The organism is Ruegeria sp. BA2, from assembly GCF_056539605.1.
Genome location: NZ_JBQFVE010000001.1, coordinates 831,515 through 853,266, shown reverse-complemented (window position 1 = coordinate 853,266; position 21,752 = coordinate 831,515). Strand labels below are relative to the sequence as shown.

At 55.6% G+C, this 21,752-nt stretch carries 26 protein-coding genes; 11 read left to right on the top strand and 15 right to left on the bottom strand.

What is annotated here, in order from left to right; all coding sequences use genetic code 11:
• Positions 1 to 15: 15 nt before the first annotated feature.
• Together ACR0NN_RS04250 and ACR0NN_RS04245 are read left to right on the top strand one after the other, a co-directional pair.
• Entirely contained in the window at positions 16 to 1,161 is a 1,146-nt protein-coding gene (locus ACR0NN_RS04250; protein ID WP_170719974.1) for an iron-containing alcohol dehydrogenase, read from the top strand.
• Positions 1,162 to 1,219: 58 nt separating this feature from the next.
• On the top strand, positions 1,220 to 1,990 hold the full coding sequence (locus ACR0NN_RS04245; RefSeq protein WP_170719973.1) for an alpha/beta fold hydrolase: 771 nt from the start codon (positions 1,220 to 1,222) through the stop codon (positions 1,988 to 1,990).
• 54 nt (positions 1,991 to 2,044) lie between these two features.
• Here ACR0NN_RS04245 and ACR0NN_RS04240 read toward each other — a convergent pair whose 3' ends face one another.
• The 4 genes from ACR0NN_RS04240 to ACR0NN_RS04225 form a co-directional block, all read right to left on the bottom strand.
• A complete protein-coding gene (locus tag ACR0NN_RS04240) occupies positions 2,045 to 2,326 on the bottom strand; it encodes a hypothetical protein (protein WP_170719971.1) in 282 nt (93 codons plus the stop codon).
• A gap of 580 nt (positions 2,327 to 2,906) precedes the next feature.
• Complete coding sequence (locus ACR0NN_RS04235) at positions 2,907 to 3,314, bottom strand: hypothetical protein (protein WP_170469074.1); 408 nt, start codon at positions 3,312 to 3,314, stop codon at positions 2,907 to 2,909.
• 51 nt (positions 3,315 to 3,365) lie between these two features.
• A complete protein-coding gene (gene parE / locus ACR0NN_RS04230; RefSeq protein ID WP_170719969.1) occupies positions 3,366 to 5,324 on the bottom strand; it encodes a DNA topoisomerase IV subunit B in 1,959 nt (652 codons plus the stop codon).
• A gap of 90 nt (positions 5,325 to 5,414) precedes the next feature.
• A complete protein-coding gene (locus ACR0NN_RS04225; RefSeq protein ID WP_170719967.1) occupies positions 5,415 to 6,359 on the bottom strand; it encodes a YHYH protein in 945 nt (314 codons plus the stop codon).
• A gap of 141 nt (positions 6,360 to 6,500) precedes the next feature.
• Between ACR0NN_RS04225 and ACR0NN_RS04220 the strand changes: the two genes are divergently transcribed.
• The 3 genes from ACR0NN_RS04220 (at position 6,501) to ACR0NN_RS04210 (ending at position 9,714) form a co-directional block, all read left to right on the top strand.
• On the top strand, positions 6,501 to 7,109 hold the full coding sequence (locus tag ACR0NN_RS04220) for a peroxidase-related enzyme (protein WP_170719964.1): 609 nt from the start codon (positions 6,501 to 6,503) through the stop codon (positions 7,107 to 7,109).
• A 190-nt stretch (positions 7,110 to 7,299) separates the two neighbouring features.
• Complete coding sequence (ppk2, locus tag ACR0NN_RS04215; RefSeq protein WP_170719962.1) at positions 7,300 to 8,229, top strand: polyphosphate kinase 2; 930 nt, start codon at positions 7,300 to 7,302, stop codon at positions 8,227 to 8,229.
• A gap of 120 nt (positions 8,230 to 8,349) precedes the next feature.
• On the top strand, positions 8,350 to 9,714 hold the full coding sequence (locus tag ACR0NN_RS04210; RefSeq protein WP_170719960.1) for an MATE family efflux transporter: 1,365 nt from the start codon (positions 8,350 to 8,352) through the stop codon (positions 9,712 to 9,714).
• 4 nt (positions 9,715 to 9,718) lie between these two features.
• Here ACR0NN_RS04210 and ACR0NN_RS04205 read toward each other — a convergent pair whose 3' ends face one another.
• Together ACR0NN_RS04205 and ACR0NN_RS04200 are read right to left on the bottom strand one after the other, a co-directional pair.
• A complete protein-coding gene (locus ACR0NN_RS04205) occupies positions 9,719 to 10,120 on the bottom strand; it encodes a hypothetical protein (RefSeq protein ID WP_170683101.1) in 402 nt (133 codons plus the stop codon).
• Between the two features lie 7 nt (positions 10,121 to 10,127).
• Positions 10,128 to 11,330 carry a pyridoxal phosphate-dependent aminotransferase gene (locus ACR0NN_RS04200; RefSeq protein WP_170719957.1) on the bottom strand — a complete coding sequence of 401 codons (1,203 nt, stop codon included), beginning with the start codon at positions 11,328 to 11,330 and terminating at the stop codon, positions 10,128 to 10,130.
• A 91-nt stretch (positions 11,331 to 11,421) separates the two neighbouring features.
• Between ACR0NN_RS04200 and ACR0NN_RS04195 the strand changes: the two genes are divergently transcribed.
• From ACR0NN_RS04195 to ACR0NN_RS04185, 3 genes are all read left to right on the top strand, one after another.
• Positions 11,422 to 11,814, top strand: a complete 393-nt coding sequence (locus ACR0NN_RS04195; RefSeq protein ID WP_170719955.1) for a helix-turn-helix domain-containing protein — start codon at positions 11,422 to 11,424, stop codon at positions 11,812 to 11,814.
• On the top strand, positions 11,811 to 12,068 hold the full coding sequence (locus ACR0NN_RS04190; RefSeq protein ID WP_170719954.1) for a succinate dehydrogenase assembly factor 2: 258 nt from the start codon (positions 11,811 to 11,813) through the stop codon (positions 12,066 to 12,068). The genes ACR0NN_RS04195 and ACR0NN_RS04190 overlap by 4 nt, the downstream gene beginning before the upstream one ends.
• A 77-nt stretch (positions 12,069 to 12,145) precedes the next feature.
• Complete coding sequence (locus tag ACR0NN_RS04185; protein ID WP_170683098.1) at positions 12,146 to 12,643, top strand: winged helix DNA-binding protein; 498 nt, start codon at positions 12,146 to 12,148, stop codon at positions 12,641 to 12,643.
• Here the strand turns inward: ACR0NN_RS04185 and ACR0NN_RS04180 are convergent.
• From ACR0NN_RS04180 to ACR0NN_RS04170, 3 genes are read right to left on the bottom strand one after another with little or no spacing between them, the layout of a single operon-like run.
• Entirely contained in the window at positions 12,590 to 13,360 is a 771-nt protein-coding gene (locus ACR0NN_RS04180) for a DUF1194 domain-containing protein (RefSeq protein ID WP_480683943.1), read from the bottom strand. The genes ACR0NN_RS04185 and ACR0NN_RS04180 overlap by 54 nt on opposite strands.
• Positions 13,357 to 14,061 (bottom strand): DUF1194 domain-containing protein, encoded by a 705-nt coding sequence (locus ACR0NN_RS04175; protein ID WP_170719950.1) that lies wholly within the window; start codon positions 14,059 to 14,061, stop codon positions 13,357 to 13,359. The genes ACR0NN_RS04180 and ACR0NN_RS04175 overlap by 4 nt, the downstream gene beginning before the upstream one ends.
• On the bottom strand, positions 14,058 to 14,486 hold the full coding sequence (locus tag ACR0NN_RS04170; RefSeq protein ID WP_170683486.1) for a VOC family protein: 429 nt from the start codon (positions 14,484 to 14,486) through the stop codon (positions 14,058 to 14,060). The genes ACR0NN_RS04175 and ACR0NN_RS04170 overlap by 4 nt, the downstream gene beginning before the upstream one ends.
• 177 nt (positions 14,487 to 14,663) lie before the next feature.
• Between ACR0NN_RS04170 and thyX the strand changes: the two genes are divergently transcribed.
• Positions 14,664 to 15,575 (top strand): FAD-dependent thymidylate synthase, encoded by a 912-nt coding sequence (thyX, locus tag ACR0NN_RS04165; protein ID WP_170719947.1) that lies wholly within the window; start codon positions 14,664 to 14,666, stop codon positions 15,573 to 15,575.
• 113 nt (positions 15,576 to 15,688) lie between these two features.
• Here thyX and ACR0NN_RS04160 read toward each other — a convergent pair whose 3' ends face one another.
• Entirely contained in the window at positions 15,689 to 15,895 is a 207-nt protein-coding gene (locus ACR0NN_RS04160) for a cold-shock protein (protein ID WP_008758035.1), read from the bottom strand.
• 213 nt (positions 15,896 to 16,108) lie between these two features.
• On the opposite strand from ACR0NN_RS04160, the gene ACR0NN_RS04155 reads away from it, so the two are divergent.
• Both ACR0NN_RS04155 and ACR0NN_RS04150 read left to right on the top strand, forming a co-directional pair.
• Positions 16,109 to 16,426, top strand: a complete 318-nt coding sequence (locus ACR0NN_RS04155) for an ArsC/Spx/MgsR family protein (protein ID WP_170719945.1) — start codon at positions 16,109 to 16,111, stop codon at positions 16,424 to 16,426.
• A gap of 42 nt (positions 16,427 to 16,468) precedes the next feature.
• The gene (locus ACR0NN_RS04150) at positions 16,469 to 16,837 is read left to right on the top strand and encodes a hypothetical protein (RefSeq protein ID WP_170719943.1); all 369 of its coding nucleotides are present in this window, start codon (positions 16,469 to 16,471) and stop codon (positions 16,835 to 16,837) included.
• 1 nt (position 16,838) lies between these two features.
• On the opposite strand, the gene ACR0NN_RS04145 is transcribed toward ACR0NN_RS04150, so the two are convergent.
• The 5 genes from ACR0NN_RS04145 to thrS all read right to left on the bottom strand — a co-directional run bounded on the left by ACR0NN_RS04145 (position 16,839) and on the right by thrS (position 21,529).
• Positions 16,839 to 17,357 carry a DoxX family membrane protein gene (locus tag ACR0NN_RS04145; RefSeq protein ID WP_170719941.1) on the bottom strand — a complete coding sequence of 173 codons (519 nt, stop codon included), beginning with the start codon at positions 17,355 to 17,357 and terminating at the stop codon, positions 16,839 to 16,841.
• Positions 17,354 to 18,121, bottom strand: a complete 768-nt coding sequence (locus tag ACR0NN_RS04140) for an HvfC/BufC family peptide modification chaperone (RefSeq protein ID WP_480683940.1) — start codon at positions 18,119 to 18,121, stop codon at positions 17,354 to 17,356. Before ACR0NN_RS04140 ends, ACR0NN_RS04145 begins: the two co-directional genes overlap by 4 nt.
• Positions 18,118 to 18,975 carry an MNIO family bufferin maturase gene (gene bufB / locus ACR0NN_RS04135; RefSeq protein WP_170719936.1) on the bottom strand — a complete coding sequence of 286 codons (858 nt, stop codon included), beginning with the start codon at positions 18,973 to 18,975 and terminating at the stop codon, positions 18,118 to 18,120. The genes ACR0NN_RS04140 and bufB overlap by 4 nt, the downstream gene beginning before the upstream one ends.
• 71 nt (positions 18,976 to 19,046) lie before the next feature.
• Positions 19,047 to 19,349 (bottom strand): BufA1 family periplasmic bufferin-type metallophore, encoded by a 303-nt coding sequence (locus ACR0NN_RS04130; RefSeq protein ID WP_170683089.1) that lies wholly within the window; start codon positions 19,347 to 19,349, stop codon positions 19,047 to 19,049.
• A gap of 221 nt (positions 19,350 to 19,570) precedes the next feature.
• Positions 19,571 to 21,529 carry a threonine--tRNA ligase gene (thrS, locus tag ACR0NN_RS04125; protein WP_170719934.1) on the bottom strand — a complete coding sequence of 653 codons (1,959 nt, stop codon included), beginning with the start codon at positions 21,527 to 21,529 and terminating at the stop codon, positions 19,571 to 19,573.
• Positions 21,530 to 21,752: the final 223 nt, after the last annotated feature.

Sequence of the window (21,752 nt, the reverse complement as noted above, 5' to 3'; positions counted from 1 at the left end):
AGAAGGAAATCTGACATGACACTTGTTGGAAACTGGTCTTATCCGACTGCGATCAAATTCGGGGCAGGGCGGATCAAGGAATTGCCCGAGGCTTGTACAGCTGCGGGTATGAGCAAGCCGCTGCTAATCACAGACAAGGGACTGGCTGATCTCCCAATCACAACTGCGACGCTGGATATCATGGAGGCCGCAGGTTTGGGCCGCGGGTTGTTTTCCGAGGTGGACCCGAATCCCAATGAAAAGAACCTCAAGGCCGGTGTTGCAGCCTATAACGCGGGCGGCCATGATGGGGTGATCGCTTTTGGTGGCGGCTCGGGGCTGGATCTTGGCAAGATGGTTGCCTTCATGTGCGGTCAAACCCGCCCGGTCTGGGATTTTGAGGACATCGGCGACTGGTGGACCCGAGCGGATGCCGATGCCATCGCGCCAATCATCGCCGTTCCCACGACCGCCGGAACCGGGTCCGAAGTGGGGCGCGCCAGCGTCATCACCAATTCTGAGACACATGCCAAGAAGATCATCTTCCACCCCAAGGTCCTGCCAACGGTTGTTATCTGCGATCCTGAGCTCACGGTGGGCATGCCCAAGTTCATCACCGCCGGTACTGGTCTCGACGCTTTTGCCCATTGCGTTGAGGCGTATAGCAGCCCGCATTATCACCCCATGTCTCAGGGCATCGCGCTGGAAGGCATGCGGCTGGTTAAGGATTATCTGCCGCGTGCCTATGCCGATGGCACCGATATCGAAGCGCGCGCCCAGATGATGAGTGCGGCGGCGATGGGGGCGACAGCTTTCCAGAAGGGTCTTGGTGCGATCCATGCGATGAGTCACCCGATTGGTGCGATGTTCAATACCCACCACGGCACGACCAACGCGGTGTGCATGCCGACCGTGCTGGATTTCAACGCGCCTGCCATTGCGGATCGTTTCCAACAGACAGCGGCTTATCTGGGCATCGATGGCGGCTTCGACGGCTTCCGTGCCTTTGTGCAGGAGTTCAACGACTCGCTCGGCATTCCGCGCAAACTGTCCGACCTAGACGTGACCGAAGTGTCGATCCCCGAACTGGTCAAAGGCGCGATCATCGACCCGTCCTGTGGCGGCAACCCGATCGAGTTGACCGAGGACAATCTGACCACGCTGTTCAGAACCGCGCTTTAACAGGCTTGCAGATATCATCCCTCACCTCTCATACTGATCAGAGGTGAGGGAGATTTTCATGACAAAAGAGATTGTTCTGATCCACGGGGCCTTTGCCGGGCCGTGGTGCATGCAGGATTACGCCGCGTTCTTCCGCGCACGCGGCTGGACAGTGCATACACCCGCGCTGCGCTTTCATGGCGGAGATCCCAAGGCAGATCCCGATCCTGGCCTGACGGATACCAGCGTCATGGATTACGCCGATGACATTGCCGATTTCGTGCAGGGGTTGGACGGCAAACCGGTTCTGCTCGGGCACGCTATCGCAGGGGTGGTGGCGCAGCAGGTGGCGTCTCGGGGCTTGGCCAGTGCCATCGTCCTGATCAACCCGAACGCGGCCTGGGGCACCTTGCCCGAAACCGATGACGAACGCGCCGTGCCGCGCGCTTTGATGGAAGGCGGGGCATTCTGGAAACAGCCCATGCGCGTCGATTTTGACCTGATGGCCCCTTTCGCGCTGAACAAGATGCCCGAAGCTCAGCAGCACGAAGTCTTCGACCAACTCGGCCCGGAAAGCGGGCGGGTGATGTTCGAAATGTTCTTCTGGATGTTCGACGATCACCACGCGATGAAGGTGGATATCGACAAGGTCGATTGCCCGGTTCTGATCGTGTCGGGCACCGAGGATCGGGCCGTGAACCCCAATACCTGCCGCGCGCTGGCGAAACTCTACGGAGATCGCGCGACGTTTCTGCCCGCGGAAAACCACGCGCATTTTCTGTTCATGGAGCCGGGATGGGAAGGGCCAGCCGAACAGATTGTCGCGTGGTTGGAAGACAAAGCAGGGTAGGATGGGGTTTAACCCCATCGCACTTGTTCCGCAGTGACGGGTTAGAAACCCATCCTACTTGTTCAGCTGAAACGTGCTCTGCGGTCGCCATGTCAGAGAGCCATCGTCATTGCGATGGCACCGCAGCAGGCGTTCCTCGCGCGTACTGATCGTTGAAGTGACGGTATTGTCGCCGGTCAGCAGGATGAACGAGTCCGGTGAATAGGCCATGCCACCATAATAGCAAAACCGCGTCTCGGCCCCGTCTGGAATGGGGGATGCGGTGCTAAGCATCTGCTGCGCGGGGGCTGCCGAGGCCAGCAGAGTCAGGACCAGCCCGAGGGTTAGTGTTTTCATGTTGTCCTCCCGTTCGGAATCTGTTGGTTGTTAAATTGGGTCTTGGACGCTCGGAACCTCACAGGTCGTTCTTGGATGACGGATTGAGGGTAAGTGTGAACGGGATCAACGGGTTAGGCAAGGGGGTTGCGGCGTGCCGGGCTGAAGCCCGGCCTACCGGGGATGTGTCGCGCGTTTTTAACCCAGCGCTTGATACAAGACATCAACCATGCGCCAATCCGCAGCGACTGATTCACATGATAATTTTAGGCAGTGTGTCTATTATCAACTATGAACAGTGGATATATTGAGCGATGAATGTAGGCATCCATACGATGCTTTCTGACGCTTTGTATTCGCCAAATCGGTGGAGGAACTTAGACATTCTGAAGTCTAAGGATTAGATAGTCCACAATTGTTAATTTTATTGAGAACAAAAAGAACTCCAGATTGTTTTACTCTCTAACAGTCCGGGGAGAAAAAATAATTGGAGCCGGGAGCGAAATTATTAGTGTATCCAGACCGCTGCTAGTCAAATCCGTAAGGGTTGATCGAGAATCTGGCGAAGCATTTGTTTGACCGGCAAATAGTGTGAAGCAAACTATGATTGCTGAAAATTTTCTTCTCCTGGATGTCTGCATTTTACAATCTCCTCCTTGGCATTGGCTTCTTGAGCTCTAGCGCGCTCAATTACTTCTTTAGCGTCGTTTTGTTTTTCAACGGCTTCTCTGTAAGCGATCAATAGACTTTCGTCTTCTTTGTCTCCATTGTGGAGAATTTCAGCTTTAGCGGCCGCAGCTCTTAGAGACGGAAAAACATCAGCATATACTTTAATAGCGGCCTGGGCCTCGATAATTTCGGTTCTATAGTGGTATTGGCAATCTACTATGCGTAGCTCTTCGCGTGTTGCGAAATACTGTAGAACGAATGCTATACTTGCAACGCCGGCGCCAACTATCCCAATCAACCCACCAACCAGCCCGACCCATTCACCAATTGAGTTCGGCATTAGTAATCCTAGCTTAAAATACAACTAATTAGCTAGTTTATCACATTTCTCTCAAACATCCAACTCCTCCACAAACCGCGCGTTCTCTTGAATGTATTGGAAACGCAGTTCGGGTTTTTTGCCCATTAGGCGCTCGACAAGGTCGCCGGTCTCGCCGGGTTCGTCCTCATCAATCGTGACGCGGATCAGTTTGCGGGAGGCGGGGTCCATGGTGGTCTCTTTCAGGTCCTTGGCGTCCATTTCGCCCAGACCTTTGAAGCGCGAGACGTCGATCTTGCCCTTGCCGCCCAGACCTTTCTCAAGCCACTCGTCCCGCTCGGCCTCGTCCAGGCAGTAAACGCGCTTGGCGCCCTGGGTCAGGCGATAGAGGGGCGGGCAGGCGAGGTACAGGTGCCCAGCATCGATCATGGGCCGCATCTGGGTAAAGAAGAACGTCATCAGCAGCGAGGCGATATGCGCTCCGTCCACATCCGCGTCGGTCATGATGATGATCTTGTCATAGCGCAGGTCGTCGACGTTGAACTTGGTGCCAAGCCCCACACCCAGCGCTTGGGTCAGGTCGTTGATTTCGGCATTGGTGCCCAGTTTCGAACTGGCCGCGCCCAGCACGTTCAGGATCTTGCCGCGCAGGGGCAGCAGGGCCTGTGTTTTGCGGTCGCGGCCCATTTTGGCGGAGCCGCCCGCCGAGTCACCCTCGACAATGAATAATTCCGTGCCGTCGCGTGTTGAACTACTACAGTCCACCAACTTGCCGGGGAGACGAAGTTTCTTAGTGGCGGACTTGCGTTGTGTTTCCTTCTCGGCCCGTCGGCGCAGGCGTTCCTCGGCCCTCAATATGAGGAAGTCGAGGATCGCCCCGGCGGATTTCGTGTCAGCCGCCAGCCAGTTGTCGAAATGGTCGCGGACCGAGTTTTCGACCAGCCGTTGTGCCTCGACCGTGGCAAGGCGGTCTTTGGTTTGGCCCACGAACTCCGGTTCACTGATAAAGCACGACACTAGCGCACAGCCACCGGTGATCAGGTCGTCACGAGTGATCTGACCGGCCTTCTTGTTGTTGATCAGCTCGCCATAAGCCTTAATCCCCTTAAGGACGGCGGCCCAGAACCCGGCGACATGGGTGCCGCCTTCGGGGGTGGGGACGGTGTTACAGTATGACTGGATGAAACCGTCGCGCGAGGGCGTCCAGTTGATCGCCCATTCGACCTTGCCGGGGGTGCCGAATTTCTCGTTGAAGTCCACGGTGCCGGCAAAGGGCTGCTCGGCATAGGTCGACGAGCCGTTCATTGTCTCCTTCAGGTAATCCGACAGACCGCCGGGGAAGTGAAACGTCGCCTCGGTCGGGGTTTCACCATCGTCGATGGCGGATTTCCAGCGAATCTCAACGCCCGAGAACAGATAGGCCTTGGAGCGTATGGATTTGAACAGGCGCGCCGGTTTGAACTTGTGATGGCCGAAGATGTCGGCATCCGCGTGGAAGGTCACGGTTGTTCCGCGCCGATTGGGCGCTGCGCCTACTTTTCCCACCGGTCCCAGAGGGATACCGCGCGAGAAGCGTTGTTCGAATAGCTGCTTATCGCGCGCCACTTGCACGACCATCGAATCCGACAGAGCGTTCACCACCGACGCACCCACGCCATGCAGACCGCCCGAGGTCTGATAGGCTTTGCCCGAGAATTTCCCACCCGCGTGCAGGGTACACAGGATGACCTCAAGCGCGGATTTGTCGGGGAATTTCGGGTGCGGGTCGATTGGGATACCGCGCCCGTTGTCACGAACGGTCAGGGCGTAATCTGCGTGCAGTTCAACCTCGATCCGGTTGGCGTGACCCGCAACCGCCTCGTCCATCGAGTTGTCGAGGATTTCAGCCACCATATGGTGCAACGCGCGTTCATCCGTGCCGCCGATATACATGCCCGGGCGTTTGCGCACCGGTTCCAGCCCTTCGAGCACCTCGATCGAGGAGGCGTCATAGGTATTGGTCACTTCGGGCGTCAACAGATCGTCGGGCATGGGTGCTGCTCTTGTTTTTGAGTTTCCCCCATTATGGCAGGTGATGTGGTCCGGGGGAAGAGGGGCGCGAGGTGTTGTGCCTCCTATCCTCTATTTTCTGAAAGAAGGATCAGGTGTGCCGACATAACAATTCATGATCCATGGATATGTTGTTGTGACATAGTATCCGTATTGCCCGTTAACGGTCATGCCGTTGCACTCGTCCAGATCACCTTGACCGGTGAAGGTATAATCATCGATATAAGTACCGTCTGGCTTTCCGCCCGGCCCTTCAGGCGGCGCGGGTCTTTCCTCTGTTTTCAGTGAATAACCAGAAACAGCTGCGCGGATATTGCCATCGGAATCCTTGAAAATAGTTCCGAAAATCGGAAATCCGTCGGATGCGAAGCCTATGACTGGGGAGGGCTTGTCTAATACTCGGTCAACGAAGAGAGCGTTGGGATTTGAATGATAGTGATAGCGACCATCGGGTTGGGTATGCGCATTATGCAGGTCAACGCCGAAGTATTTGTCATACGAGGGCGGGTCAATAAGCCAGGGATCGCGAGTGGTGCAGCCAGCCAGAACGTTTCCGTTTTTGTCAGCACGTGGGCCACTTGGTCGATAACAGCCAGCCGAAAGCAGATCGACCGGAGTGCCGTTTAGCAACACCGCATTATAGGCCCTTTGGCCCAGCGGTGTAGGTTTACTCGCTTTCTTGGGATTTCTTGGAACCTGAAATTCGCTAAGAAGAGGCTTAAAATCGTTCGCAAATCGAGCGGTGGCTCCGTTGAAGTCATGATTGGGAGTTCCATTGGACGCAATCGTACAGGTTGCGTCGTCTGCCACGATCTTGACTTGCGACTGATACGAAGTTGCTTTTTGGATATCTTCGACTATCGCTGAGAAATCGCCAATATAATCGGCACAATCGCCGGAGCGGTTGGTCAGGATAACGTTGCGGATATCTGTAGCTTTGGTCTCTTGCGCGTTGGTCGGAACGGAAAAATACACTACCGCTAATAATACTGGTGCAAGTCTCATGGCCGTCGTCATGGGGCATTCCCTTCTTGCGGTTACACGGGAATGGTTAAACAACTTACATCAGGTATCAAGTGGTTGGGCATGTGAATGGTAACTGCGCTTCACTACCAATCGAATACACTCAAAGTGGTAAACCCAGAAGGATATCAATGCATGAGTTGGATCAGAACTATTCCGTTCGAAGCGGCCACAGGAAAGCTGCGCAAACTCTATGACCGGGTAACCGGACCCGACAACAACGTCGACAACATCATGATGGCGCATTCTCTGCGGCCACATTCGATGGAGGGTCATATGGCGCTCTATAAGAATGTACTGCATCATTCGGCCAATACGATTCCGAAGTGGTTTCTTGAAACGCTGGGCTTATGGGTGAGTTCACTGAACCGCTGCGGGTATTGCGTTGAGCATCACTTCAACGGGTTGCAGCGATTGTTGCGGGACCAAGCGCGCGGCGATGCGATCCGGGTGGCGATTGAGGCGCGTGATCCGGCGTCGGCACCGCTGGATAAGGCGCAGGTCGTTGCGATGGATTATGCGCGTAAACTGACTGAGGCACCGGGCGAATTGACTGAAGCCGATGTCATTGCCCTGCGAGATGCAGGGTGGGACGATGGTGAAATCCTGGAGATCAACCAAGTGTGTTCGTATTTTTCCTATGCCAATCGAACCGTATTGGGCCTTGGATGTTCAACGGAAGGGGACGTTCTGGGCCTGTCGCCGAATAATTCTGACAACCCAGATGACTGGGGGCATCGGTAAAGGTGGCAACCCTGCCGACCTTAGTGGCCGAACAAATAGCGCATCCATCAAAGCCGGGCCCGATCAAGAGAGGATCGGGTCACAAGCTTTCACGCCTCGATAAAACCTAAGTCTATTTGACACCAATCAAAGCGGGATTGGTGGAGATTTGCTAGCCCTCTTTCGGACAGTGAAACCGAGGAGAACATGCATGGATGCAACGCCCCAGACCGATCAGAAATCACCACAGATCAATGCCGTGATTACCTCAAAGGCGGAAGTTTCCGCGCCAAGCCCCGAGAAAATCCGGCAAGCCTTTGAAAGCGGGAATTATCCTTACAGCCAAAAGATGGCACGCAAAGATTACGAAGCACAAAAGGCCGAGTTGCAGGCTGAATTGCTCAAAGTTCAATTGTGGGCGCAGGAAACCGGACAGCGATTTGTACTATTGTTCGAAGGTCGCGACGCCGCCGGGAAGGGTGGAACCATCAAAAGGTTCATGGAGCATCTGAACCCGCGTCAGGCACGTGTGGTGGCGCTGAACAAGCCGACGGATGAGGAAAAGGGGCAGTGGTATTACCAACGCTATGTGCAACAACTGCCCACTGTAGGAGAAATGGTGTTCTACGACCGGTCTTGGTATAACCGCGCGGGCGTGGAACGGGTGATGGGGTTTTGCTCGCCCAACGAGTATTTGGAATTCATGCGGCAGACGCCTGAATTAGAGCGGATGCTGGTGCGCTCAGGCATTCAGCTCTACAAATACTGGTTCTCGGTTACGCAGCCAGAGCAACAACGGCGCTTTCGTAGCCGTGAGACGGACCCACTGAAGCAATGGAAGCTGTCACCGATAGATAAGGCCAGCCTCAGCAAATGGGATGATTATACCGAGGCGAAAGAGGCAATGTTCTTTTACACTGACACTGCCGATGCGCCTTGGACCATCGTCAAATCCAATGACAAGAAACGCGCGCGTCTGAATTGCATGCGCCACTTTCTATCGACGCTGGATTACCCGGACAAAGATCAAAGAATTGTGGGTGATCCCGATCCGTTGATCGTTGGGCAGGCCCATCACGTAATTCACCGCTCGGACCATATTTTGGGAACGGCGCTGCATCCTGATGCCAAGATTGGCTAGCGAATGGGGCCTTTCCCTGAAAGGGTAATGGCCCTATTGATGCTTCGCATATAAGTCTCATTTTGAAATAAATCTGTTCCGCTCTTGTCTTGCGCTTTGGTCAAGCCTAAGGCTGGCGGAATGAACAAGGTGATGACATATCCCGGCCATTTACGCGCGATTACGGTGCTGGGCTTGCCGTTAATCGGCGGGCATCTGGCACAGTATGCGATTGGTTTAACCGATACAGTCATGCTGGGCTGGTACGGGGTCGAGGCGCTGGCTGCAGTCACGCTGGCCAATAGCTACTACTTTGTACTGTTCTTGTTTGGTGCCGGGTTTGGCTGGGCAGTGATGCCGATGGTGGCGACCGCAGCTGCAGAAGAAAATGAAACCAGCATTCGTCGTTCGACGCGCATGGGGCTATGGCTTTCGCTGATTTACGCAACGGTGACTGTGCCGTTGATGTGGTGGTCCTATCCGGTGCTTATTGCCTTGAAGCAAGAGCCGCAAGTCGCTGAAACTGCATCACAATACCTACGCGTGGCAGGGTGGGGTTTGTTCCCGGCGTTGCTGGTGATGGTTTTGAAGTCCTATCTGGCCGCGCTTGAACGCACGCAGATAGTGCTGTGGATTACAGTTGTGGCTGCCGTGGTTAATGGCGTGACGAACTATGCCCTGATCTTCGGTAATTGGGGTGCACCCGAGTTGGGAGTTACTGGTGCGGCGATCGCCTCGGTGGTCACACAGATCGTGTCGCTTGTTGCGGTCGTGATCTATGCGGTGCGTGCGCTGCCAGAACACAGCCTGTTCCAACGCTTTTGGCGCCCGGATTGGGAGATGTTCATGAACGTCCTGCGTTTGGGTGTGCCTATTGGCCTAACAACGCTGGCCGAGGTGTCGCTGTTCGCGATCTCGGCCGTCATGATGGGCTGGCTGGGTCCGGTGCCGCTGGCAGCGCATGGCATCGCGCTGAACCTCGCATCTGCTACGTTCATGGTGCACCTGGGGCTGTCGAATGTCGCGACCATCCGAGCGGGCAATGCGCTGGGCCGTCGCGATCGTGCTCATCTAGAAAAGGGCGCGATTACGGTAACGGGGATGTCTCTGATCATGTCGGTCCTGACGGTCATCCTGTTCCTGACTTGTGCTGAGCCTTTGATTTCGCTGTTCATGGAGGCCAATGATCCACAGCGGCCTCAGATCTTGATGATCGGCACCGGACTGCTGGCCATGGCGGCATTGTTCCAGCTTGTGGATGGCGCACAGGTGATCGCGCTGGGCCTGCTGCGTGGTTTGCAGGATGCCAAAATGCCGATGGTGATGGCCGCGCTTAGCTATTGGGTGATTGGCATCCCGTCTTCGTATTTCTTTGGATTCGTACAGGGGATGGAGGGGATCGGTGTCTGGCTTGGCCTTGTTCTGGGCCTTGCCTGCGCCGCGGTTCTTCTGATGGCCCGCTTTTGGTTGCGATCTGTGCGTTATGTTGGAGAAGTCCCCGCCTAAGGGGCTATCCCTTGCTGATCCTGTCTGATTTCTTGCGAACCAGAACCGACCGCAGATCGTGCATAGCCATCAACAGCCTGTCCGTGATCTCCTCCAGTTGCTCGTCCGTGGCTTTGGACTGCGCCCACTGTGTCGTCAGATTCAGGTGATCGACCGCGCGGTGAATGTCATCCATGTCGCGGCGGGCCAGCAGGGCGGCTCGGTCTTCCATCCAACGTGCGATTTCGGCTTTGTCGGCATCGCTCAGAACACGCTGGCCCTGCGGCTTGACCTCGCCATTGCGGATGTTGATCACCGCGATCTGGTCCATCTCAATTCGACGCTGGCGGTTTTCTGTGTCGATCTTGAACACCGCCGCGCCATTTTCACGTACGCGGAAATAGTATTCGGGCAGGGCTGTCGACATGGGAACCTCAGCTCAAGGCCGCGCAGAACTTCTGGATGCGCGTACAGGCTTCGGTCAAGGCTTCATCCGAGGTTGCATAGCTGACGCGGAAATTGGGCGAAAGGCCGAAGGCAGCGCCAAACACCACGGCGACGTCGGCCTCTTCAAGAAGAGCGATTGCAAACGCCTCGTCCGAGTCGATCACGGTGCCAGTTGGAGTGGTTTTTCCGATTAGGCCAGCGATCGATGGGTAGACATAGAATGCGCCTTCAGGTGTCGGGCAGGAAATCCCGTCGATCTGGTTCAGCATCTCGACGACAAGATTGCGGCGGCGTTTGAAGATCTCATTGTTTGGTGCAAGAAAATCTTGCGTCCCATTCAGGGCTTCAAGCGCAGCCCATTGGCTGACCGAACAGGGGTTCGAGGTGGATTGTGACTGCACCTTGCGCATCGCTGCGATCAATTCAACAGGACCTGCAGCATAACCGATGCGCCAACCCGTCATGGCATAGGCTTTTGAGACACCGTTGCATGTGAGCGTCCGGTCATAAAGCCCAGGCTCGACCTGCGCTGGGGTGCAGAATTCGAACCCGTCATAGGCCAGATGTTCGTACATATCGTCGGTCATCACCCAGACATGGGGGTGCCGCATCAGCACGTCAGTTAGCTCTTTCAACTCCGCTCGGCTATAGCCCGCACCAGTCGGATTGGACGGAGAGTTGAAGATGAACCATTTCGTTTTGGGCGTAATTGCCGCTTCTAACTGATCCGCTGTCAGTTTGAAATTAGTCTGCAGCGAGGTTTCGGCGATCACCGGTGTACCACCGGCCAACAGCACCATGTCCGGGTAACTGACCCAATAGGGCGCCGGGATGACAACCTCATCTCCCTCATTCAGCGTTGCCATCAACGCGTTATAGAGGGTCTGCTTGCCTCCGGTTCCGACCGAGACCTGAGCAGGCGTGTAGTCCAACCCGTGATCGCGCTTCATCTTGGCGCAGACCGCCTGTTTCAACTCGGGAATACCATCTGGTGCGGTGTATTTGGTCTTGCCTGCTGCAATTGCCGCGACAGCTGCGTCTTTGATGTTCTGCGGCGTGTCAAAGTCGGGCTCACCCGCGCTCAGCCCAATGACATTGCGCCCTGCGGCTTTCAATTCGGCCGCCTTCGCTGTCATCGCGATCGTGGGCGAAGGTTTTACGCGTGACAATGTCGCAGACAGGAAACTCATGATCGGCCTCGGTTTGTATGTTCAGCCTGACTGTCATAGGGTGCGCCGAAATAACGATCAAGCCAATTGCACCCACCTGTTGGAGACCTCAATGAACGACGAGACGGACTGGTTCGGACCGGACACAGCAACCTTCGGAGATCGCGTTGCAGGCGCGCGCGAAGTTGCAGGGATGACCCAGACTCAGTTGGCTCGTCGACTTGGGGTTAAGAAGGCTACGATCATCTCATGGGAAGATGACCTGTCGGAACCTCGGGCCAATAAACTGTCGATGATGGCCGGGTTGCTGAATGTCTCGATCATGTGGCTCCTGACCGGAGAAGGCGACGGTATGGACGAGACCAGCCTGAACGGGGACGTGGATTCGGAAATGCGTGATCTGGTGGCAGAATTGCGCACGATCCGGGGTGAGATGCGTGCGAGTTCTGAGCGCTTGGCCAGAGTCGAAAAATCGCTGCGCCTTAAACTGGAACGCAATCAATGACAGAACCCCGTGAAACACGGATCAAGCGGATGAAAATGCGCTCGATGCGGCGTGGGATCAAAGAGATGGATTTGATCCTGAGTGCCTATGCTGATCGCAATCTGCCTTTGATGGATGAAGAAGAGCTGAACACCTACGATGCCTTGCTGCATGAGAACGATCAGGATCTGTACCAATGGGTCACTGGTCAAGCCGCCCCGCCAGCACCGTTAGCTGACCTGATAGCGGACATCGCGCAAACCTTTCAGAAATAAGCAATAATCTGGCTTAACCGATTTTTCGGAAATTCGCGTCATGTTTTCAGAAACAGCGCGATGAATCGGAGGATCGGATGAGTATAGAGTTACAGGTCGCCGCGCCCGGGACCAAAGGGTTCATGACCAGCTATCTTGAGGCGTTGGCGCTGGTTGAACGCCTGCACCGCTTGCTTCTGGATGTCATCAAAGATGAATTTGAACGCGTTGGCGTTTTGGAAATCAACGCCGTTCAAGCGCTGCTGCTGTTCAACATCGGCGATCACGAAGTCACCGCTGGAGAGTTGAAAAGCCGGGGATACTATCAAGGCAGCAATGTCAGCTACAATCTCAAGAAACTGGTCGAGATGGGCTATATGCATCATCAGAGATGCGAGATTGATCGCCGCTCGGTCAGGGTTCGGCTAACGCCTCGCGGGCGCGAGATTCGCGACATCGTATCCGACCTGTTTGCCCGCCACGCGGAAGGCTTGCAAAACCGAGACGTGATCGCGACGGATGGGATCGAAGAGATCACGAACTCACTGCGGCGGGTCGAGCGCTATTGGACTGACCAGATCCGCTATATTTACTGAACGTTGGGGTGGCTTGACCCCGGACAAGCTCAAACCGTCCAGTTCGCGGATCAATTTGCGGGTCATCGCCTCTTGGTAAGCTTCGAAACCCAGCGCAACTTCGACAAAAGCGTTGGGCCCCATGATGACCCAGGTATTGAAGTAGGCCGATAGCTCCCCAATCTGAACATAGCGCTTGTCGCCATGAACTGGATCGTCGGCACCTATAACAAGACCGTTGATTGTAAGTCCGTTGGCCTGCAGGGCCTCTTTGATAGCGCGCGGATGGGGGCCGAGATTGTGTTTGCCATCACCTGACAAGTCCAGGGTTCGTCTCCAACACTGGGTCTGCGCCATCAGGAGTTCTGCACCGTAAGACATTGCCGACCCGACCGCAGTTCCCTGAGGCGCCGAAGAGCGCCCCGTCGTTTCAAGAAGCTGACTGATGCGTTGCAGATCTGCGGGAGTTTTGATCTCGGTCCAGTCCAACAAAAGCCGCTGATGGCCCGGTTCGCTCCACTCAAAGATCGCAATTCTGACAGGGGCGGAGGGGTTAGACAGGATCAGGCCAACGACATCAGAATCGTTAATAGCAGCGGCAAGACCATTGAGTTGCAGCCGGTATTCCTGACTGTCGACCGAGCCCGACACATCCAGACCAAGTGCCAGAGCTTGTCGGCATTGTGCAGCCAATGGGCCTGCCACCAGACAAAGTAGCATTGCCCACAGGCGGATCATTCTACCGCATCCGGATGAATTGCACTGAGTTCAAGGCCTTTCAATTCCCGTTCAAGCTTGCGGCGCATCGCGCGTTCAAAATCGTCAAATCCCGCAGCGATTTCCAAGAAAGCACCTGGGCCGTATAGAACAGTATCCTGAAAGAACTGGATCAGGTCGATTTCGCCTTCGAAATCCGCGGCGTTGATCACAAGTCCATTCACAGTCGTATTGTTGAACGGAAAATGCTTGTACGCAATCTGCGGCCCGTAGCCATCGTTGTTTTTGCCATCGCCCGAGATATCGATGGTTTGAAACAGGCAGCGCGGTGCACGTTGCATCAGCCTGGCACCATAGGCCAGAGCGTGACCCATGGCGGTAGGTGAATCATTGGCGGATCGCTCGGATAGTCCTATGCGGTGTGCGGCGGTCACCAGATCGGCGGCGGTCTCAATCAGTTGCCAATCCAGTAATAATTTCTGGTTGAAACTGCCGGACCATTCGTAAACCGCCAATGCGACAGGTTGTGGAGAAACAAAGAATGCCTCTTGCACCTCGGGCGCTATCAAAGCAGCGGCCAACCCTTTTCGCTGCAACGCATCCTCAGCAGCATCAACCGAGGTTGAAATATCCATCGCGAGGGCCAGCGCGAGCCTGCATTGCTCGGCCCAAATAGGGCTGCCTGAAATAGACAGCCCCAGAGATGGCAACCAGCGGATCACCAGTGGCCGGTGCTTTCCATGCTGGCCCAGGGTTCGGCCGGTTCCAGCGCCTCGCCGTTCTGAAGCAATTCGACTGAGACATTGTCGGGCGAACGCACAAAAGCCATGCGCCCGTCACGCGGTGGTCGGTTGATCACAACGCCATTATCCTGAAGGTGCTGGCAAACTTCGTAGATGTTGTCGACGCCATAGGCGAGGTGGCCAAAATGGCGGCTATCGCTGGGCAATGCGTCATCGCCATCCCAGTTATGGGTCAATTCAATCGGCGCATCTTCTTGTCCCGGTGGGGCAAGAAAGATGAGTGAAAACCGGCCCGCTTCGCTTTCATAGCGGCGGGTTTCTTTCAGACCTAGAAGTTCATAAAACGCTATAGATTTCTCAAGATCCTTTACGCGAAGCATGGTGTGGAGGTATTTCAGCCCCATCGCGACATTCCTTACATTAATTGTGATGCGCAGCACCTTAGCGCGCCGTCATCTGATGTCGAGGGGCGGGCGAGACACAATTCTGAATTCGCGCAATGCGCCGCACATATCGCGGTTCCGATGGCGGGTTTGTCGATATATAGTGGTGGGCGACTCATTGCTGGAAAGGATAATTTCATGCCTCTGTCTTCCGACCAATTGGCCGAGATCGAAGCTCAGCGCGCACAGTCGAGCCCGACCCGCCGCGTCGTTGCCGAAGGGATGGAAGATCATCTGTACACGGCGCATCAGGTGCTGGATCACGGATTTGTTCGCGTTATCGACTACATGGGTGACGATGCAGCGATTTGTCAGGCTGCGCGTGTATCATATGGAAAAGGTACTAAATCGGTTCAAAATGACGAAGGGTTGATCCGCTATCTGATGCGTCACTGGCATTCGACCCCGTTTGAGATGTGCGAAATTAAATTGCACGTCAAACTGCCGGTCTTTGTGGCGCGCCAGTGGATTCGTCACCGGACAGCAAATGTAAATGAATATTCGGCGCGCTATTCAATTCTCGACCGCGAATTTTACATCCCGGCACCCGAGCATGTGGCAGCCCAATCCGAAGTCAACAATCAGGGCCGCGGTGACGCGTTGCAAGGTGAAGAGGCCGCGCGTGTTCTGGAAATCCTCAAGGCCGACAGTGCCCGCTGCTATGACAATTACGAGGCGATGATTGGTCAGGACGGCCAGCAAGGGCTGGCGCGAGAGTTGGCGCGCATGAATCTGCCTGCGAATATTTACACGCAATGGTACTGGAAGGTTGATTTGCACAACCTGTTCCACTTCCTCCGTCTGCGCGCAGATCCACACGCCCAATACGAGATCCGGGTCTACGCCGAAACCATGTGCAAGATCGTCGCCGACTGGGTGCCGTTTGCGTATCGCGCGTTTGAGGATTATCGCCTGGGCGCGGTCAACCTTTCAGCGCAGATGGTAACTTGCCTGCGCCGCATGCTGAGCGGTGAGAATGTGACCCAGGAAAACTCGGGCATGACTGCGCGGGAATGGCGCGAGTTTGAGACGGTCATACGCGAAGGTTGATCAAAAGAAAAATGAGCGCGTCCCGAAATGGGCGCGTTCCATGGTTGGTAACGGTTAACGGCCGGAAATTGGCCGTCAACCTTATCTAATTTCCCGCCTGGGCGGGCCTTGCCTTACAGCGGCTTCAAATCAGCAGCCATCTGGCGGCCGTCACGTCCGTCCTGCAACTCGTACGAGACTTTCTGATTGTCAGCGAGTCCGGTCAGACCGGATCGTTCTACGGCCGAGATATGAACAAACACATCTTTGCCACCCTCATCGGGCGCAATAAAACCATAGCCTTTGGTTGTATTAAACCATTTCACGGTGCCGGTTGGCATTTCCCGTGTCTCCTTCTACTTTCACGTTGTCCCACAAATTGGTGGGGGCAGTGCCTGACAAGACCGCAACGCATCACTGTTCGCCCACACGATACAGCCCGCGTTGCGTGTTTCGTCTTTTTCAACATTGCACGGTGAAGTAAAAAATCAAGAATAACTGGGGCAGCCTAAGTGGGTTGTCCAAAATTGCAGCAGTAATAGGGACAGACAAATATGCGCCTTTACGGGTTAAAGAATTGCGATACGTGCCGTAAGGCATTGAAATCACTTCCAAGTGCCGATTTTATTGACGTCCGCGCCGAAGGTGTTCCTCAAACAGTCTTGTCAGCGGCGTATGAGACATTCGGCAAAGCCTTGCTCAATACGCGGTCAACAACTTGGCGTGGATTGGATGAAGTAACGCGAAATCGGCCGGTGCTTGATTTGCTGGTTGATCATCCAACGCTGATGAAGCGTCCTTTGATTGAAGCGGAGGGTCAGATGTATCTGGGTTGGACGGCTGAGAACCGACAGGCCCTTGGTGTTGCCTGAAGGACTGCCTATGTGACACAGGCAACAATCGGAGACCTTTGAATGCGAAACGCAGCCATGATACTGGGCGTGATTGCCGGGCTGATCGGAATGATTGTCGGATTTTTCGGCTACGGATTTGTAGAATTGATCGACCGGTTTGGTGAGATCGAAGGCATCGCAGAGCAGGTGCAAAACCCCGAATTGATCCAGACCGCTTCGATTGTTGCACCACTTTTGGCGATTGTTGGTGGCGCGATGGCCCATTCGCGAGCGTTGGTCGCTGGTGTTTTGCTGCTAATTTCTGCGGCAGGGATGTATTACGCCTTTGGTTTCGGCGTCTTCACCATGTTCCCGATTGCCTTTGCGGGCGTGGCAGGATTGCTTGGGCTCGCCGCAGGAAAACCGGACGAGCCCAAGGCGCATTTCTAGATCACTTAAGGCGCAGCAGCCGATCCAGCGATAGCGGGCCTGCGCCGTTGATCACGATGACCAGCAACAGGAAGGTCCACATCACGCGCTGATCCATCAGCGTGATGGCATTGTCGAACAAACCACCCAGTTTAACACCATGGCCTGTGACATCGGTCAGCGTTTGGACCCATACAAAGCCGATCATGCCAAGCGCGGCGATGCGCGTCAGCAGGCCCACCAGCAACAGTACGGGCAGGACAAATTCAGCGACTGTGCCAAAGAAGATGACTATTCGCTGGAAAAAGGTCATCTGGGTGACGTCATACAGCACGGCTTCGGCAGCTTTGGGAAAGATTTGCCCGAAAGCTCCGGCAGACGGCGTAAAGATCGAGCCGTCGATTTTCAGCGTCGCCGAATTCCAGTAGTAAACAAACAAAACGGCGATAAAGACTACCCGAGCCAGAGTTGGTGTTAGCCAACCGGACGCGTGATCCGCTTTTTCCATCGCATTATTGTAGGTTGAGATGAGGGCAGTCATGTGTCCAGCCTTTCGATAGTCACAGAAGTTATTGCACCGCCCTGCAGAAGCAGTGCCAGAGTGGTTCCAAGGTCAAAGTCGGGCGTCTCGACCACGGTGGCTTCAAATGCCGCGCCGATGGTTTGTCCATCCTGAATTCGTGCGATCCAGTCCGCGCCGCCGGGTGGGAGCAGATGAGGCATGGGATCATATTCAGGGCGCGTGATCAGTGCATCCTGAGCCTGAGCCTCAGCCTCAGGCTTGGGGGCATTTTCCTGAGTGTTGAAAAGCCAGATCGCATAAACAGGCCAATCCGAACGAAGCACTTGCAAAGCTGGGGCCAAGTTTAGCCGGGCTTGCATCAAATCTTCGGGCGGGATCGAAAGCGCTTCGGCCTCAATGGCTTGGCCATCTGCCGCGTGGTAGGCGCGCCGCAAAGCCAGCTCTAACCGGGCGACATCTGGCAAATACCCAAGATGAGAAAGCTGTTCCATGCCTTCCAGGAACGCAGGGAATTCCTCGCCATAAAACATCATCAATGGTGAGGACGGTGGATGCTGACGCAAGAATATCCCGGCCAGCCCATCCATGTTCTGCGGTCCCAGCAGTTTTGTGATAACCGGGAAAGCCTGATGCATTGCTTCAGTCAGCGAAACAGCGACGTTGTTGCGATAGACACTAAAACGGCGCCCGGCTGGTTGCGCCTCGGCATCCAGCAACCCATCCGGGATCGGCTGACTGGCGTCCAGCAATGCACCGTGGAATGTTGCTTGCGACACACTCATGCAGGCACACGATCCAGGGCTTTTTGCGCGCGCTCTGCTTCTGCACGCAGAACGGGCCAATCCGGCACATCGGTGTCCCATTCAATCAGCAGGGGTTTGGGGCCGGATTTGTCCAGAACATAGTCCAGCAAAGCCCAAACCGGATCGACCACCTCGCGCCCGTGGCTGTCGATCAGCAAGGGATGCCCGTGGTCATCTTCGTCTTCGTCGTGACCGCCCAGATGAATCTCTCCAACCTGCTCCAGTGGGTAGGCATCGATATAGCCCTGAGGTGAAAAATCCAGGTTGGTGGCTGAAACAAAGACATTGTTCACGTCCAGCAAAAGCCCGCACCCGGTGCGCCGTGTGATTTCGCGCAGGAAATCGGGCTCGGACCATGTGCTTTCTTTGAACGCCAAATAACTGGAGGGGTTCTCTAACAGCATTTGCCGCCCGACAACATCTTGCACCTGATCGATGTGATCGCAAACGCGGGCAAGCGTGGCGTCGGTATAGGGCAGGGGCAGCAGGTCGTTCAGGAAGTGGCTATCATGGGTGGACCACGCCAGATGTTCCGAAAAGCTCGCGGGGTTCAACCAGCCAACCAGATGTTTCAGGCGCGCCAGATGATCGGGGTCCAGCGGGGTTTCACCTCCGATGGAAAGGCCGACGCCGTGAACGGAAATGGGAAACTGTTCGGATAAGTGGCGTAGCTGGGCCAGCGGTCTACCGCCATCGCCCATGTAGTTCTCAGCATGGATTTCCAGCCACGCCACAGGCTTGGCCTGTTCTAGAATCTGCGAGAAATGCTGCGGCTTATAGCCCACGCCCGGTGCCGCAGGCAGCCGGTTCGATCTGAGCGCGTTGTCCAACATGTGCAAATCCCCTGATCACGTGGAAAGGGCGGGCGATCTTGCCCGCCCTTTCCGGTTCATTCGGAAAAGCCTTATGCGGGCAGGTCGCGATCCAGCGGCTCGAGCGAGCCTTTGCGATCCGAACCATCTGCTGTTTTTGGCAGCTCGATGTCGGCGCAAGTACCGGCGTCAACCAGGGTCCATGCGTTGCCCTGATAGTCAACGGTCGAGGTGCCTGCGCATGTGGTACCGGGGCCGGCTGCACAATCGTTCTGACCGGCCAGCGAAACGCCATAGCATTTCTCTTTTGCTTGAGCAGTTGCGGTTGTGGCGGCACCTGAAACAGCAGCGGCAACGGCGCTTGCGATAACCAGGGTTTTTGCAGTGTTCGACATCTCGGTAATCCTTTTAATGACTGCGTATGTCTGCTTGTGACAATGACAAAGGTAGTAGCTCGGAGGCGAGAGTTGAATTCACGAGCCCGTGTCTCACAACCCCGTCAAAGATCGTCATGCACTCTTGCAGGTTAACAAATTGTTTTTGAATTGAAAAATGGAAAATGTTTCAATTCGGCCCCGATCTGAGGGCCGAATTGTTAGCGCTTGTTTGCCGATTGTTACAGCAAATCGGGCGGGGTTGCCGCCTGGCTCAGCTCATTTGTTACAGTCTCAAGCGATTGAACCTGAGTTTGTTTTTCACCCAGACGCCGGACGGTCACAGTCCGCTCTTCGACTTCGCGATGGCCAACCGCCAGAATGACAGGCACTTTGCCGACCGAATGTTCGCGGACCTTGTAGTTGATCTTTTCATTGCGGATATCCGCCTCGGCGCGGATGCCTGCAGTTTTGAGCGTCTCAACCACTTCCAGAACGTACTCATCCGCCTCGGACGTGATCGAGGCGACCACGACCTGACGCGGGGCCAGCCAGAAGGGCAGTTTGCCTGCGTGCTCTTCGATCAGGATGCCGATAAAACGCTCGAACGAGCCAAGGCAAGCGCGGTGCAGCATGACAGGGCGATGTTTTGCACCATCTGCACCGATATAGGTGGCGTCCAGCCGTTCGGGCAGAACGAAATCCACCTGGAACGTGCCACATTGCCAGTCACGGCCAATCGCGTCGGTCAGAACGAATTCCAGTTTTGGCCCATAGAATGCACCTTCGCCCGGGTTCAGTTCCGGTTCAACACCTGCCGCCCGAGTCGCTGTCAGCAGAGCTTCTTCAGCGCGGTCCCAAACTTCATCTGATCCCGAGCGCTGTTCCGGGCGGTCCGAGAATTTGACCTTAAAGCTGTCAAACCCGAGATCTTTATAGACGTCCGTCAGGAACCCGATGAAGCGCGCGCATTCATCGCCGATCTGATCTTCGGTCGAGAAGATATGCGCATCGTCCTGCGCAAAGCCACGCACCCGCATGATCCCATGCAGCGCGCCCGACGGTTCATACCGCGCACACGAGCCGAACTCGGCCATGCGCAGTGGCAGGTCGCGATAGGATTTCAGGCCCTGTTTAAAAATCTCAACATGGCAGGGGCAGTTCATCGGCTTGAGCGCGTTAATCGCCTTTTCGCGGGCATGTTCTTCATCAACTTCGACGATGAACATATTTTCCTGATATTTATCCCAGTGGCCTGAGCGTTCCCATAGCTTGCGGTCAACAACCTGTGGTGTGTTCACCTCGACATAACCGCCGCGATGCTGTGCGCGACGCATGTAGTCCTGCAGCTGGGTATAAATGGTCCAGCCGTTGGGGTGCCAGAATATCTGACCCGGAGCCTCTTCCTGCATGTGGAACAGGTCCATCTCGCGGCCCAGCTTGCGGTGGTCGCGTTTGGCGGCCTCTTCCAGCATGTGCAGATGCGCCTTGAGCTTTTCCTTGCCGGTGAACGCCACGCCATAGATGCGCTGCAGCATCTGGCGCGAGCTATCGCCACGCCAATAGGCGCCCGCGATGCTCATCAGCTTAAACGCATCGCCCGGAACCTGACCGGTATGCTGCAAATGCGGGCCACGGCACAGGTCTTGCCAGTCGCCGTGCCAATACATGCGCAGGGGTTCGTCGCCCGGAATGGCGTCGATGAGTTCGACCTTATAAGGCTCATTGTTCTGCGTGTAGAAATCGATCGCGCGCTGACGATCCCAGACCTCGGTGGTCACGGCGTCGCGTTTGTTGATGATTTCTTTCATCTTTTTCTCGATCTTCCCGAGGTCTTCAGGGGTGAACGGTTCGACCCGGTCGAAGTCGTAATACCAGCCGTTGTCGATCACGGGGCCGATGGTGACTTTGGTGTCAGGCCAGATCTCCTGCACGGCACGGGCCATGATATGAGCCAGATCGTGACGGATCAGCTCATTGGCTTGCGCCTCGTCCTTCATCGTGTGGATGGCGATCTGCGCATCAGCCTCGATGGGCCATTGCAGGTCCCAGTGCTGGCCATTCACCGTGGCCGAGATGGCCTTTTTGGCCAGCGAGGTCGAAATATCGGCAGCAACCTGCGCGGGCGTCACGCCTGCATCGTAGGTTCGGGAATTGCCATCGGGAAAAGTAAGGGAGACTGACTGTGAGTCCAGGGCCATATCGGCTCTCCTCGTCGGTTTGGCGCCCACTGAACGCCCGGTTGCGGGTTATGTGTGTTCGGCTCATGTCGCAGGTGGGGACACAGGTGTCAAGGGTGGGAGCGAGGGGCCAGCCCCGCCGCGATTGGCGCACGAACCAATGGCGCGCCAATGGCGGCTCCCCGGGATATTTGTGGCCAGATGAAGGGGGATCGGGGAATTGCGCTTGCGGGTGGGGCGTGCA